The 14,522-nt window shown below is 50.3% G+C and carries 14 protein-coding genes; 9 read left to right on the top strand and 5 right to left on the bottom strand.

Features of this window, described 5'->3' with window-relative positions:
- The first annotated feature begins 5 nt into the window (after window positions 1-5).
- The 4 genes from MMG03_RS14800 to MMG03_RS14785 all read left to right on the top strand — a co-directional run bounded on the left by MMG03_RS14800 (window position 6) and on the right by MMG03_RS14785 (window position 4,137).
- Window positions 6-1,751, top strand: a complete 1,746-nt coding sequence (locus MMG03_RS14800) for a hypothetical protein (RefSeq protein WP_112132185.1) — start codon at window positions 6-8, stop codon at window positions 1,749-1,751.
- A gap of 128 nt (window positions 1,752-1,879) precedes the next feature.
- Window positions 1,880-2,071 (top strand): 4Fe-4S binding protein, encoded by a 192-nt coding sequence (locus MMG03_RS14795; RefSeq protein ID WP_249506623.1) that lies wholly within the window; start codon window positions 1,880-1,882, stop codon window positions 2,069-2,071.
- The gene (locus MMG03_RS14790; RefSeq protein ID WP_073159630.1) at window positions 2,064-3,278 is read left to right on the top strand and encodes an NAD(P)/FAD-dependent oxidoreductase; all 1,215 of its coding nucleotides are present in this window, start codon (window positions 2,064-2,066) and stop codon (window positions 3,276-3,278) included. Before MMG03_RS14795 ends, MMG03_RS14790 begins: the two co-directional genes overlap by 8 nt.
- A 97-nt stretch (window positions 3,279-3,375) precedes the next feature.
- The gene (locus MMG03_RS14785) at window positions 3,376-4,137 is read left to right on the top strand and encodes a prepilin-type N-terminal cleavage/methylation domain-containing protein (protein WP_249506622.1); all 762 of its coding nucleotides are present in this window, start codon (window positions 3,376-3,378) and stop codon (window positions 4,135-4,137) included.
- A gap of 7 nt (window positions 4,138-4,144) precedes the next feature.
- On the opposite strand, the gene MMG03_RS14780 is transcribed toward MMG03_RS14785, so the two are convergent.
- Entirely contained in the window at window positions 4,145-4,894 is a 750-nt protein-coding gene (locus MMG03_RS14780; RefSeq protein WP_073159627.1) for an NAD(P)H-binding protein, read from the bottom strand.
- Window positions 4,895-5,031: 137 nt separating this feature from the next.
- Here MMG03_RS14780 and MMG03_RS14775 point away from each other — a divergent pair, with 137 nt between their 5' ends.
- A complete protein-coding gene (locus MMG03_RS14775; protein WP_073159625.1) occupies window positions 5,032-7,503 on the top strand; it encodes a glycogen/starch/alpha-glucan phosphorylase in 2,472 nt (823 codons plus the stop codon).
- 296 nt (window positions 7,504-7,799) lie between these two features.
- Window positions 7,800-8,909 (top strand): diguanylate cyclase domain-containing protein, encoded by a 1,110-nt coding sequence (locus tag MMG03_RS14770; RefSeq protein WP_073159623.1) that lies wholly within the window; start codon window positions 7,800-7,802, stop codon window positions 8,907-8,909.
- A gap of 94 nt (window positions 8,910-9,003) precedes the next feature.
- Here the strand turns inward: MMG03_RS14770 and MMG03_RS14765 are convergent, their stop codons facing one another.
- On the bottom strand, window positions 9,004-9,906 hold the full coding sequence (locus MMG03_RS14765) for a Gfo/Idh/MocA family protein (protein ID WP_249506621.1): 903 nt from the start codon (window positions 9,904-9,906) through the stop codon (window positions 9,004-9,006).
- 72 nt (window positions 9,907-9,978) lie between these two features.
- Between MMG03_RS14765 and MMG03_RS14760 the strand changes: the two genes are divergently transcribed.
- Both MMG03_RS14760 and ybaK read left to right on the top strand, forming a co-directional pair.
- Window positions 9,979-10,347 (top strand): DUF3820 family protein, encoded by a 369-nt coding sequence (locus MMG03_RS14760; protein WP_101479690.1) that lies wholly within the window; start codon window positions 9,979-9,981, stop codon window positions 10,345-10,347.
- Window positions 10,348-10,405: 58 nt separating this feature from the next.
- Window positions 10,406-10,912: a Cys-tRNA(Pro) deacylase gene (gene ybaK, locus MMG03_RS14755; RefSeq protein ID WP_249506620.1), complete on the top strand. Its 507-nt coding sequence runs from the start codon at window positions 10,406-10,408 to the stop codon at window positions 10,910-10,912.
- Window positions 10,913-11,241: 329 nt separating this feature from the next.
- Here the strand turns inward: ybaK and MMG03_RS14750 are convergent, their stop codons facing one another.
- Genes MMG03_RS14750 through MMG03_RS14740 form a run of 3 tightly spaced genes read right to left on the bottom strand, consistent with a single transcriptional unit; the run spans window position 11,242 to window position 13,120 of the window.
- Entirely contained in the window at window positions 11,242-12,573 is a 1,332-nt protein-coding gene (locus tag MMG03_RS14750; protein ID WP_249506619.1) for an MATE family efflux transporter, read from the bottom strand.
- Between the two features lie 9 nt (window positions 12,574-12,582).
- Window positions 12,583-12,912, bottom strand: a complete 330-nt coding sequence (locus MMG03_RS14745; protein WP_073159613.1) for a hypothetical protein — start codon at window positions 12,910-12,912, stop codon at window positions 12,583-12,585.
- On the bottom strand, window positions 12,887-13,120 hold the full coding sequence (locus tag MMG03_RS14740; RefSeq protein WP_158236683.1) for a hypothetical protein: 234 nt from the start codon (window positions 13,118-13,120) through the stop codon (window positions 12,887-12,889). Before MMG03_RS14740 ends, MMG03_RS14745 begins: the two co-directional genes overlap by 26 nt.
- 212 nt (window positions 13,121-13,332) lie before the next feature.
- Here MMG03_RS14740 and MMG03_RS14735 point away from each other — a divergent pair, with 212 nt between their 5' ends.
- Entirely contained in the window at window positions 13,333-14,439 is a 1,107-nt protein-coding gene (locus MMG03_RS14735; RefSeq protein WP_249506618.1) for a glycoside hydrolase family 16 protein, read from the top strand.
- Window positions 14,440-14,522 lie beyond the last annotated feature (83 nt).

Raw genomic sequence — 14,522 nt, 5'->3', positions numbered from 1 at the left:
GAATTATGAATTACGAATTACGAAAGATTCGTGGTTTCGTTGCAAGCATGAGCATCGCTGCATTGTGCTCAGCAAGTGTCATGGGCTGTTCCGAAAGCAGCACCACCGCAGGCGTTTTGACCGAGACTGAATCCGGACAGACGGCAACCATTGACGAAAACGGCGACAAGATTGTAAACGTAGATGGTTGCAGCACCAGCATTCCAAACTCCTTAAGGAAAAACGCCTCATTGCAAGATGCCGAGTACGGAACAGAGCTTGCATGCATTTCCTTCAACCGAGATTACGCCCAGGCAAGGGTAAAGGGCTCTGCTGTAGACACTGACGGCAATCCGCTGAAAAACACCCGCGTCCTCTTAAAGAGAATTGAAGGAGACTATGATGTCGGAAATGGCCTAAGCCACGAAACATCCGTAAGAGAAACTTCTACAGACAATAACGGAAATTTCGTTTTTGACGATGTCGTTTACAAAGCGACCTACCTTAACATTGATCCCATCGACGAAAGTTTTGAGAGGAACGAAAAGGGCCAGGCCGTCGTTTATATTCGCTACGCCCTCATGATCGGATCAGAAAACGATTCCCTCGCAAGCTACAGCAAGCTGGACCTGAAGAATGCTGAGCGAATTTCTGACGACGATGGCAAATACCTAGAAATCAAACCGCAAGAAATCCGCAAGACTACAAACCTGGAAATTCAATTCAACAAGAACGATTTCTCGGCAAGCGATAAAGTCTGTCTGGACTTTTCCAATGCTTGCCATGTTCTTACCGAAGATGAGTTGACTGCGGGAAGTTTCCTCATGGAAAACATCCCCGAAGGCATTTACCAGAACCTCTGCACATACGTCACGAATGCGGCAGGAACATCATCGGAATACACCAACGCCATTTGCAAGTCCTTGAGCACTCCTGTCATCACCAAGGAGTCCTCAAATTCCTTGTCATTCGTTATTCCTGAAACCGCACTGGCATTGCTTGATTCCTTCAGCAACAAGACTCTAGATAAAGTTCTGGTGCAATATTCCTTCGACAAGGATATAAGCGTCCCCATTTTGGTCAACGGGAACAGTATTTCAAAATCAACGTTCATCGAAAGCAACGGGAGAGAAAACCGCTATTGGGCAGAAATCAACTTAAATGCACAAGATACAGCGACCTACAATATTGTTGATGCATCCGATTTAGGGATTTCCTCCAATATATTTGTCGCCCAAAGTTCTGCACAGGACACCGTCATTGACAAAGGCCACTATGAGCGCAAGAATATCGGATATAGCTTCAAGATAAAGGTTGACGGAAGCAACGAAAATTACGAATCTGCGTTCATCAGCGTTCTTGATAGTATCAGTGACGAAAAAAAGTTGACTATCGGCTATGAAATCGGGCAATGCGAAACAGACCCCAAGAGCATCTGCTCACGAATCTATAGCGGCCTTGACGGCTCCGTTACGGACACGACAATTTACGGAAAGGCAGCAATCCTAGACGGAGGCGAGCACATCTACTCCATCGCTTTTGTGGGAGTACACTTGACCATCGCTGTTGACGGCAAAATAATCCGTGACACAGATCTAAAAGTCAACGACCATTTTGGATCGTGGATCAATAGTTCCCCAATCGTCATTGGAGATGCAAAATTGAGAGACTTTGTCGTGTTCAAGATAGATGAAGGCATCAAACAAGAACGCGACAACAATTGGAACCGTCTCAAAGCCTGGCTCATCGCCTTCCAGGAACTGCAAAAGTAGGTTTCGGGGACGGCATTGAAAGAAATGCTTTGCAAAAAAGGCGGTGGCAAGCGATCTTTTTATTTGATAGCCACCGCCAAAAATACTTCGCCCACAAAATCGGCTTTAAAGTTTTTATATTAAACCTTATGAAGAAACTCGTCCACGACAAGACCAAGTGCTTGAAGTGCGCCGGCTGCGTCGGCGTATGCTCCAAGATGGCCCTAGACATGTACGGTCTGGATTTGCAGATCGATTACGAAAAGTGCGTCCGCTGCGGACTTTGCACCAACACCTGCCCCGTAGGAGCCCTCAAGATCATGGAGGTGGACGATGCTTGATAACAAGTATGACGTAGTGGTGATTGGCGCAGGCCCCGGTGGTTCTGTAGCCGCCCGCAATGTAGCCAAGGCAGGCCTCAAGACCTTGCTCCTTGAAAAGCGTGAACGCATCGGCTACCCTGTACGCTGCGGTGAAGCCAGCACCAGCATGAAGGACCTGCAGACTTACGGCCCCATCGACGAAGACTGCATCGAAACCATTATCAACGGTCTTTATATCTACGGCCCCAACGGCGTGAACATCGAAGTGCCCAAGCCGGCTACTGGCATCATGCTGAACCGCGAAAAGTTTGACCCGTGGCTGGCCAAACTTGCAGCCGACGACGGTGCCGAAGTTGTTACCTGCGCCCGCGCTGAATTTGTAAGCGACGTTGAATCCGCAGGCAATGACGGCTACCGCAGGGTCCGTGTCGTGTTGGGCAAGGGCAACGGCGACGGATCTGTCACCGCCGAATCCACTCAGGAAATTTTGGCCAAGATGGTCATCGCCGCCGACGGTGTCGAAAGCCGTATCGGCCGCATGGTCGGACTGGACTGCATCCAGAAGCCGGGCATGACTTGCAACGGTATCGACTTCCATGTGAAGGGTATGCTGACCCGCCCCGACTACCTGACCTTCTGGCAGGGCCATGATTTTATCAATGACGGTTACATCTGGAGTTTCCCCAAGCAGAAGTCCAACATGACCAAGTTTGGCGCAGGCTTCCTGATTCCCCACAAGAACGAAACCATTTACGACGTAACCCTGGAATGGCTGCACAAGCTGTTCCCCGGCGCAGAAATTGACCATGTGGTCGGCGGCGTGATTCCCGTTTCCAGCGTCTTGAAGGACTATACCCTGGACCGCTTCGCCCTGGTGGGCGACGCCGCCCATCATACCAATCCGCTTACGGGCGGCGGCATTGCGGCAGCAATGCGCGCGGGCCGATTCTGCGCCCAGACCGTGGTTGAAGCATTCAAGGAAGACAATCTTTCCAAGCAGTTCCTGAAGACTTACGAAAAGCGCTGCTACGACTACTTTGGCAAGATGCACGACTTCGAATACAAGTTCCGCAGATTCCTGCTGGAACTGAACCGCGAAGACCAGGTTGGGCTCTACAAGGTGCTGCAGGGCTTCGCCTTGAGCGGCTACAAGAAGTCCGCCTTCCTGAAAACTCCCATCCAGACAGCCAAATATCTCTACAAGTTTACCAAATTCAAGGCCTAAACCCCTGAATATTGTCAAAAAGACTAAGGTTTCCGCAATAGCGGGAACCTTTTTTTTGATGGATTAAGTTATATCTATTATACTAAGAAGGATTTTTATGAAAAAAGGTTTCACTCTTATTGAAGTTATGGTGGTAATCGTAATCCTCGGCGTTCTTGCAGCCGTAGGTACCCCCAAACTGTTCAACTCCATAGCCAAGGCCAAGGCAAGTGAAGTTCCCGTAGCCGCCTCTGGTTACGTCAAGCTCCAGGACATCTACCTGGCAGAAAACTCAGCCCTAGGCAACTGGAAAACTATCGGCTACATCGCCCCCGGGAACGGTTCCACAGAAAATTTCTGCTACAGCCAGGGAGCCATTACCGATGAAAAGATTTCTCGGGAAGGACTGAGCGCAAGTCTTATCGGATGGGGAGCCACCAACCTGGTTGCGCTTAACGAATGCGGTATGCGAAGCTGGTGGTCTATCGAGATGACCCCTTCCAGCCAAAATTCTGTCAGTTTCAACTACAATCTCAGCTATGAGCCCTGTCTTGCATTTACCTCTAACTGGCAAATCGGCAACACTCTAATCGGAGACTGCGCGAACGCCACGCAAATTTCTGCTAGCGGTAGCGATGATAACAACTTCACCGATAAGACAGATGACGGTGCAGACGGCAAAACCGACAACAACACAAATACAAACACTAATACCAATACAGGCAATCAATCATCCGACAAACAAGCATTGGATGCAGCCCGTAAAGCCTACACTTCTTGCACCCACTGTTCTAAGGAAGAGAAAGAACGTCTGAAGGAAGCCTGGGACAACGCCAAGGAGAAATGCCAAGCCTCCTACGGCAACGCATCCTGCAGCTAAAAGAATTTTAAAACAACTGATCCACTTTCGTCTTGGCAAGCGTTCTATTATAGATGATACGCTTGCCTTTTACGTTGTCAGAAACGCAGACGTGGTCCTTGGGCGGTTTCAGCAGCGAAGTCACAAGGTGAGCCGCCACCGTCTCGGCGTGTACCGGTCTAAAGAAGCTGGGCACCAGCATAGGATTCTTGCCAAAGAGTTTCTGCATCAGTTCTTCACCGATTCGACGGTCCTTGTGTTTACCCAACAGCAAGGACGGACGGACCAGGGTCAGTGTTTCGAAGTTCATCATGGTCAGACCGTCTTCCAGCATACCCTTCAGTCGATTATAGAAGAAGGGGGAATGGGAATCTGCCCCCATGGCACTAACGCAAAGGAAGTTCTTGACCCCCGCCCTTTTGGCGATGGCCGCACAGGTCAAGGGCAAACGGGTATCGATACGTTCCTGTTCCGCCTTGGATCCCGCCTGTTTGATGGTCGTCCCCAGACAGCAGATTACGGCTTCACAGCCTAAAAATCCGGCGAGTAATTTCTTATTTCCTTCACCGTCTGCGGCAAGTTTCCCGAAGTCCACCACCTCAAAATCCAATTTTGACGCACCCTGTAAAATACCCATGGACGTAAGGTCAGGCGCGCCATCTGTTCCAGGTATCGTACGTACAGGGCAATAAACCCGTACAACCTGGTCTAGGCGGGACAGAAGTTCGACCACATTTTTACCAATAAGGCCTGTAGATCCAAGAACTGCAACTTTCATGGCTATAAAATAAAAAAGCTAGTTGTGATTTATCCAACAAAAAAACCTTTTATAATCCCCTATGCCTTTATATAATCCCCATTTTTTTCTAAACTTCATGTAAGAAAATTTTAACCACAAACCCATAGGGATGTCTTATGGCAAAAGCAACTAAGAAAGTAGAAGCCCCCGTGCTCGGCACCGATGCGGAATCCTTCCGTAAGGCCTTTACCGACCACATTCATCACACCTTGGCCCGTAACAGCGTTACTGTTACCGACCACGAAAAGTTCCTGGCAGTGGCATACGCCGTCCGTGACCGTCTGGTAGACCGCTGGATCAAGACCCAGGAAACCTACTACGAAAAGGACGTGAAGCGCGTCTACTATCTGTCTCTGGAATTTTTGATCGGCCGTACCCTCGGCAACTCCGTTCTGAACCTGGACGTCGAAGGTGCTGTGACCGAAGCTCTCGATGAACTGGGCATGAGCCTGGAAGACCTCCGCGAACAGGAAGTGGACGCAGGTCTCGGTAACGGCGGTCTCGGCCGTCTCGCCGCTTGCTTCCTGGATTCCATGGCAACTCTCGAACTCCCCGCCACCGGTATGGGCATCCGTTATGAATACGGCATGTTCAGCCAGAAGATCGTGAACGGCGAACAGGAAGAACAGCCGGATAACTGGCTGCGTCTCCCCAACCCGTGGGAAATCGCTCGCCCGGCTAACGCAATCAAGGTTCCTTTCTACGGCTACGTCGTTAGCTGGATGGACGAAAAGGGCAAGCTCCGCAACCGTTGGGAAACCAAGGACTACGTCCTGGCCCTCCCCTACGATACTCCGATTCCGGGTTACAAGAACAACACCGTGAACAACCTGCGCCTCTGGAGCGCCAAGTCCACCGACGACTTCGGCCTCTCCTACTTCAACAACGGTGACTACATCGCCGCTGTGCAGGACATGGAACTTTCCGAAACCATTTCCAAGGTTCTCTACCCGAATGACTCCTCCATGAACGGTAAGGAACTGCGCCTCAAGCAGCAGTACTTCCTCTGCTCCGCTTCTCTGCAGGACATCATCAAGCGCTTCAAGAAGCTCCACAACAACGACTGGAAGATGTTCCCCGAAAAGGTGGCTATCCAGCTGAACGACACCCATCCGGCAATCTCCATCGCCGAAATGATGCGCATCCTCCTGGACGAAGAAAACCTGGAATGGGATGAAGCATGGGAAATCGTCACCAAGACTTTCGCATACACCAACCACACCTTGATGCCGGAAGCTCTGGAAAAGTGGCCCGTCAGCCTCTTCGAAAAGCTGCTCCCCCGTCATCTCCAGATCATCTTCGAAATCAACGCCCGCTTCCTGCGCATGGTTTCCCTCAAGTGGCCCGGCGACAACGCACGTCTCGGCCGCATGAGCCTCATCGAAGAAGGTGGCTGCAAGATGATCCGCATGGCATACCTCTCCATCGTAGGTTCCTACGCTGTGAACGGTGTGGCCGCTCTGCACTCCGACCTTCTCAAGACCACCCTGTTCAAGGACTTCTACGAACTGTGGCCTGAAAAGTTCAACAACAAGACTAACGGCGTTACTCCTCGCCGCTGGGTCCGCAAGGCTAACCCGGCTATGTCTGACCTCATCACCTCCAAGATCGGTGACTCCTGGGTTAAGGACCTGGACGATCTGCGCAAGCTGGAAAAGCTGGCCAAGGACGCCAAGTTCCAGAAGGCCTTCATGGACGTGAAGAAGCAGAACAAGGAACGCCTGGCCAAGTACCTGAAGGAAGCACAGGGTGTCGAACTGGATACCAACATGTTCTTCGACGTCCAGGTCAAGCGTATTCACGAATACAAGCGCCAGCTGTTGAACATCCTCCACGCTATCCACCTGTACATCCAGATCAAGGACGGCAAGGAAATCATGCCGCGTACCATCATGATCGGTGGTAAGTCCGCTCCGGGTTACTGGATGGCTAAGCAGATCATCCGTCTTGCAAACGCTGTCGCAGCAATCATCGATGCTGATCCGGCATGTAAGGGCAAGCTGAAGATGGTCTTCCTGGAAAACTACCGCGTTTCCTTCGCAGAAAAGATCATCCCGGCAGCAGACCTGTCCGAACAGATCTCCACTGCAGGTACCGAAGCTTCTGGTACCGGTAACATGAAGTTCGCCCTCAACGGCGCTCTCACCATCGGTACTCTCGATGGCGCTAACGTCGAAATGAAGGAAGAAGTCGGCGACGAAAACATCTTCATCTTCGGTCTCACCGTTGAAGAAGTGACCGACCTTCTCGCTAAGGGCTACCGTCCTCGCGACTTCTACGAATCCGACGACGATCTCCGTCGCGTGATCGACCTGATCGGCTCTGGCTTCTTCAGCCCGGATCGTCCGGACCTGTTCAAGCACATTGCAGACAAGCTCCTGACCCACGACCCGTACATGCTCTGCGCAGACTTCCGTAGCTACGTCGACATGCAGAAGAAGGTCGCAGAAGCTTACCAGGACAAGAAGCACTGGGCAGAAATGGCTATCCTGAACGTGGCTCGCATGGGCAAGTTCAGCTCTGACCGTACCATCGACCAGTACGCTAAGGAAATCTGGAACGCCAAGGCTTGCAGCATCAAGCTGTAACAGGCTTGAGGTTCGAGTTTTGAGATTTAATAATCGTGCCGAAGGCACCTAACTTTAACTCATTACCCATCACTCGAAACTCACTGCTAAAAAGTCCGCGGTTTTGCCGCGGGCTTTTTTCGTATTTGCTCCGCGGACTTTTCGGACATATTGCCTCATCGTCATTTTGACATATATCACACTGGAATAGTCCAAAAACGTTATTCTTATTACATAATTTCAAAACGGTTTAACATTTTTTACATTTTTCGCTGTGATTCTATTCACATCAATAAAAGTTTTGTTATTTTCAAAATATGACTAAGGAATACCTTAAGGAGTTTGAGCTCACCGCCAATGCCTTTACGTTGAAGGCCATTGGTTTTACGGCTGCGCTGTTCGGCGTGGTCTGGGTTCTAAATCTCCTGAGCATATTCATCGTGGAGCAGTCCATTATGAATATCGGCTTCTTCGGAAGCATCCTTATCAATGCCATCACATTTAGCGTGGCCCGCGTTCTCGGCTTGGGCGATAGCCGCACCAAGTACGTAGCCCTATTCTTTGCCACGGTCAGTTTCCAGTTCATCGCTGTCATGCTGACTTACCACGCGTTGCTGATTACCATATTCCCGATTCTCCTATCGGTGCAGTACCGCAGCAAGAAGGTGATCCGGTTCGCCTACATCCTGACTTTAATCGGCCACATTGTCAACGTATATGGCGGCTACTATTTCGGCCTGTGCAACGGCAACATGCTGCTGTTCACCGCCAACACCACCGAATATTATATTCAGCAGATTGTAGCGGGAACCTTCGGACCCAATGATCCGGGCATGCCCATCAACCTCGCCCTGTTCGTATTCTTCATCGTGCCCCAGTGGTTCATATTGATTTCGTTCCTGCCGGTCCTGTTCCACATCTCCAAGCAGATTGAATCCCGCACCCAGCGCGAAATGGCCTTAGGCCAGAAAACCGACATCGACTTCATGACAGGCGTCTTCAACCGAATCTGCTTCGACCGCCTCACCAAGGAATTCTACCCCACCCTCAAGAGCATTTCCGTAATCGTCTGGGACATCAACGATCTCAAGCGGATCAACGATCTCCACGGACAAAGCGTTGGCGACACGCTGGTAGCCATGACCGCTGATTCCATCAAGATTCTGCAGACTCCCACACAGCGCCTATTCCGTTACGGCGGCGACCGCTTTATCCTTATTATTGAAAATTCCACCAAGGGCGACATCAACAGGGCCCTTCTAAAGTGGAACGTCAAGGTGGATCAGCTGAACAGCGGTTCTTCAATCAAGATTTCTGCAGCGGTGGGCTACTCCCAGGGCAAGGGCGACGACCTGGAATATCTGATCAAGGACGCCAGCCACATGATGTACAACCACAAGAGCACTACCAAGATGCAAGCCATTTAATGGTGGACGTCCGATAGGGAATGCAAACTTTTAAACCCTGCCAAGGCGGGGCCTTTTTTATAGTTAGACGAAATTCATCTAAGACGCCAATAATTCATCCCTTAATCGCCGAAGCCTCTCCAGCGGCAAGAATTACGGCATTGGCGGCATTCAACAAGGCGCGATTTCCCCACTCACCGCAAGCCCCCGCCAACAATTTCAAAAAGAACCGATGTTCGTTATCCAGCGAATCGGGAATGTGGGCCACATCTCCAGAAGACGTATAATGAACAAGGCTCACAGAATAGTCAAAACCGGGATCGTCTCCATTACGACCAAATTCAGCAGAAATGGTCCGGGCATCATGTTCACTATCGCGGTCGGCCATAAACTCCGCCTCGACGCCGGCAAACTCACCAGACACCACCTTGAGGCTCATACGGATGCGGTCACCACAGGCGCATCCACGGCCGTCATCGACCATCACCACGTCTCTAGCGTCAAACAGATTCAGGAACAGGCTGACGTCATGAACCAGCAGGTCCAACGCCACATCCACATCACGACACCGGGGGCTGTAACCATGTTCGCGACGGAATTCCAGCTTGACCTTCAGAGGAGCAGGTCCAGAAGCGGCCTTTTTCAGGTCCACCAGCAGGTGCTTACGGAAGTTCAGGAAAATAGGGTTATAGCACTCGGACTGGGCCACAAAAAGAAGAGTCTCGTTCTCCTGGGCCAACTTCACGAGTTCTCGGGCCTGGTCAGCAGAAACAGCCAACGGTTTTTCTACCAGCACGGGGATCCGACGTTCCAGAAAGAACTTGGCATATTCGTAATGGGTCGACGCAGGGGACGCCACCACCGCAAAATCCGGGCGGGTCCACTTTTCCTGCTTCAAGATTTCAGCAGCATCCATATCCAGAGTTTCCGTAAAACGGACTCCGTTTTCTTCGAAGCGGGAACGATGACGCTTGCCCATCGTGCCGCAACCAATCAATATGGCGGTGCGCTCATTCATAATCAAACCATATTTAACAACTTTGTCGTTTTGGCGACTTTCAATTAAGTCATCTTATAGTATTTTTTCGGCGTGAATCCCGAAGTACTCCTAGAACTTGCCAACACCACCATGCCGTTTGGCCGCTATCAAGGCGTAAGGCTTATCGACTTACCCGAACCCTATGTAGTGTGGTACCATTCCAAAGGTTTCCCAAACGGTCACCTGGGAGAATTACTGGGACTGCTGTACGAAATCAAGGTCAACGGTCTAGAACCGCTATTGGAACCTCTAAAGCAGCCTCTTGTACCAAAGGCCACAAAAGTCGCCCGAGCCATCATGAACAACCCCACGTCTGCCGCCCTGGAAAAGGCAAGACAACTCCGCCAGGAAAATTCTCCCGACTCCATGGACCCGCAGTTGGCAAAGGCATTGGCCGCCCTCAAGGAATCCATACGCTAGCCTTATTGCAGGGAATCTCCGCAGTTTTTATATTTGGGAAAAATCAAGAGAGTTTCAAATGGCCGCAGAAATCAAGAAGACAAATGTCGCACGCATCCTGGACAAGCAGAAAATTTCCTACGAACTGATTCCCTATGTGGTGGACGAAAATGACCTGGGCGCACAGCATGTAGCCGACACCCTGGGCGAAGACATCAACCAGGTTTTCAAGACCATCCTTGTTCATGGCGACAAGATCGGTTACCTCATGTGTGTGGTGCCGGGCAATCTCGAAGTTGACCTGAAGGGTGCCGCCAAGGTTAGCGGCAACAAGAAAATCGAAACCGTTCCCCTGAAAGATTTGACTCCGCTGACAGGCTATATCCGTGGCGGTTGCAGCCCCCTTGGCCTGAAGAAGAACTTCCCTATTTTTATGCACGAGACCTGCAACAACTTCCCCTACATTTACGTGAGCGCCGGTGAACGTGGACTGCAGCTGAAGATCGTCCCCGCCGACCTGATCAAGGCCTGCCGCGCCACCGTGGGCAGCATCGCCCGCGTTCCGCCCGAAGCCCCCCAGGACTAGTTAGACAGCCCTTTCCGAGGCCCCCAAAACAAAACGTTTTATACAGCGAAAAAGCCACTCCCGAAGGAGTGGCTTAATTCTTTTCCGTTAGACGTTTCGGATTACTTAACCGTAACACTCTTGACCACAGCGCCCTGCTTTACCAGGTAGACGCCTGCATGGAAACGAGCCTTGAGTGCAGCCTTGAGACCGGCAGCCATCAGGCGAACCTGATGAATAGATTCGATATCGGAAGCGCTGGATTCCGGATTCAGAGCAGAGTCGCTGGATTCAATAACTTCTTACTCTTGCAGCGACTTTGACATCTAAAAAAGGTTTAACGCCGTACATTACAAATAGCCGTAAGTTTTTCGCTTACGAATAATGAAGATAGCCGCCATAATAATGGTGGCTATTTCTGCACCCCAAATAGCAAACCAAATACCGTCAATTCCGAAAAGGAGCGGCAGCAACAGCACCGACACCAATTCAAAAACAATGGAACGGCTAGTGGAAATGGTGGCAGAAATTAGGCCATTGTTCAGAGCGGTAAATAAAGATGACGCAAAGATGTTGAAGCCAGAAAGAAGGAAACAGAAACTGATAATGCGGAAGGCATAGACCGTCATATTATAGAGATCTACGTCGTAGCCTACAAAAACTTTCGAAAGCAGGGACGCGGAAGTCTCCGCCAAGCCAAACATGGCAAGACCAGAGACACCAATAATCACAAAGCAGCGTTTGAACAGGTTTTTCAATTCGTCCTTGTTGCGGGCACCGAAATGGTACGAAATGACGGGAGCGATTCCATTACTGAAGCCGATGAACAGCGCAAAGAATACGAAGGTGATGTACATGATGACACTAAAAGCAGCCACACCGTTTTCGCCTGCGAAACGCAACAGCTGATAATCATAAAGCAAAGTCACGATGGAAGAGGAAATCCCGGACAGCAATTCGGAACTTCCATTGAAAGCCGCCTTGATCAAAGCGTGAGGCATCCAACGAGTTTTACCCAGGCGCAAAGTGCTGGAATTCTTGCGGGCGAAATAGACCAGAGGAATAATGCCACCTATGAGGAAACCCACATCCGTAGCCACAGAAGCGCCAAACAAGCCCCAGCCCAGGATGCCCACCAAAAGCCAGTCCAGGAACATGTTGGCAACGCCGGCACCAAGAGTCACATAAAAACACAACTGCGGTTTTTCCGCCGTAATGAACAAGGTCTGGAACATCATCTGCATAATGAAAGGCACAAGTCCCAGTAGAACAATGTGACCGTACAAAATACAGTCTGACAACAGGCCGCCTTCGGCTCCCAACATCTTCATCAAAGGTTCCATCAAGAACCAAGTGATAACCGTCAGAAGTACGCCCAGCCCCATGGCCGCATACACAATCAGTGAGAAATATTCATTGGCACGTTTCAAGCGACCGCGACCTTGGGCAGCCGCAATCAAGGCACTACCGCCAATACCGAACATCAGGCCCAGGGTTCCTAGGATCATAATCACGGGCCAGGCCATGTTCACCGCCGCCAGGGACTGTGCCCCCGCATAGTTGGAAACGAAGTAGCCGTCCACAACGCTATAGATGGACGTGAACACCATGGCTGCGATAGAGGGCAGGGTAAACCGCAGAAGCCTAGAATAATTGAAATGGTCAGAAAGTTGGATGGGCATGACTACCTATTAAACAGCAAACTGATCAAGAATAGTTCCCACATAGGTCTGGTAAGGAATGCCAAGGGCGGCGGCCTTTTTCTTCAAACCTTCTACGGTCTTGATTTTCAAACGGAAGGAATAAACTTTCTTTTGCTGTTTTTCATATTCTCTTATGGCCTTGCGTGCACGTTCCAAAGCTTGGTCAACGGACTCGCCAGGTTCGCCAGCAGGGATTACAATACCTTCGCCCACCCCCACTTCATTTTCTATCTCTTCCAATTCTTCCTTAGTATGCCAATCCTCTACCAAGGTAAAATCGTCATTTATCCTTCTAATCACTTTCAATTTCCGACGCATGAGCTCTCCTTACTGTTACCATAGTATACAAATCACTTTCGGTAACCACAGTCCACCATTTTCCATCAACAAAGCCCGTCACCAAATAACGATTCTGTCGTTGAGGCGATGGTTTCAACCAGTATCGTCCTTTCAAAAGCTGCCCCAGCATTTCTGTGGTAAAGCCACGCCTTTTCATCTGATCGGCCGCATGGTCCGTAATATTCACACACGCCCCCGATCAGAATTTAATATACAAAACGTATTACACTTTGTAAATACACTCATTTTCACAGGTCATTTTTTGTCAGCATAAAAAAAGACCACCTCCGCCACAAGGCAGGAAAGTGATCTAATAAACTATGTTGCATTCGCTAATGCAAGCGAGAATATACAAAAGTTCAATGAGAACTCGACACAAAAGAGATTAAATTTTGAATTATGCAACTGGCAAACGTTCAACGCTACTTTTTTGCACTCCTGTTGGCAAGCGCTAACTTTTTCGCGTGTTCATCAGACAGTCCAGCAGGTACTGACAACAATGCTCCCGAATCAAGTTCCGTGAGTGACGTTCTGGAAAGTTCCGCAGATGTAGCGCAGGTAAGCTCCGATGACGCAACGCCGGCAAGTTCTGCCGTGGAGAATCCGTTAAGTTCCGCCGCGGAACCTTCTAGCAGTTCCCAGAATGTCATTCCGAGCGTAGTCGAGGAATCTAGTAGCAGCAACGAGTCTATTTCTAGTAGCTCTGTTGCAGACGTTGCGCAGTCAAGTTCCGCAGACGACCCTGCCAGCAGCGAATCCGCAGGACTCCCCACGGACACCCCCGCCGACCCCACAGCCTTCTGGTCCGACGAATTTAACGGCACCGCCCTGGACCTTACCAAATGGACCTACGAAACAGGAAATTCCGGCTGGGGCAATAACGAACTCCAATACTACACCGACCGTACCGAAAACACCTACGTGATGGACGGCATCCTCCACATTGCCGCCAAGAAGGAAGACTTCGGAACCGCCAAGTACACCTCCGCCCGAATCATTACCAAGGGCAAGTTCGAATTTACCTACGGCACCATCGAGGCCCGCATCGCCCTGCCCTCCGGCAAGGGAATCTGGCCCGCCTTCTGGATGCTAGGCAAGAACATTGATCAGGTCAGCTGGCCCACCTGCGGCGAAATCGACATTATTGAAGCCGTCAACGACGAAAGCGTAGTCTATGGCACCCACCACTGGGCCCACGAAGGTCAACACGCCGAATACGGCAACAACACCAAGGAATACTACGGTACCTCCTACCCCATGGACATCACCCAGTTCCACAACTACAAAATGACCTGGGACAAGAGCGCCATCACCATGTACGTGGACGATTTCAAGTACCAGGAAATCGGGATTGAGGACGCCGCCGGCGAAATGGGAACCTTCCACAAGGACTTTTTCTTCATCCTAAACGTGGCTGTTGGCGGTACCTGGCCGGGCTTCGAAATCGACGACTCTCAATTCCCCAACGAAATGCTGGTGGACTACATTAGAGTGTATAAAAAATAATTTTTTGGCTCTTCATCAACATGTGTGGGTGGCTTCGCCACCTTTTTTTGTTGACTTTCGCCTAAATCAAACAAAAAAAATGG

Source organism: Fibrobacter sp. HC4 (assembly GCF_023373925.1).
Lineage (GTDB): Bacteria > Fibrobacterota > Fibrobacteria > Fibrobacterales > Fibrobacteraceae > Fibrobacter.
The sequence above is the reverse complement of the archived record's forward strand: the minus strand, read 5'-3'. Positions and strand labels throughout refer to the sequence as shown.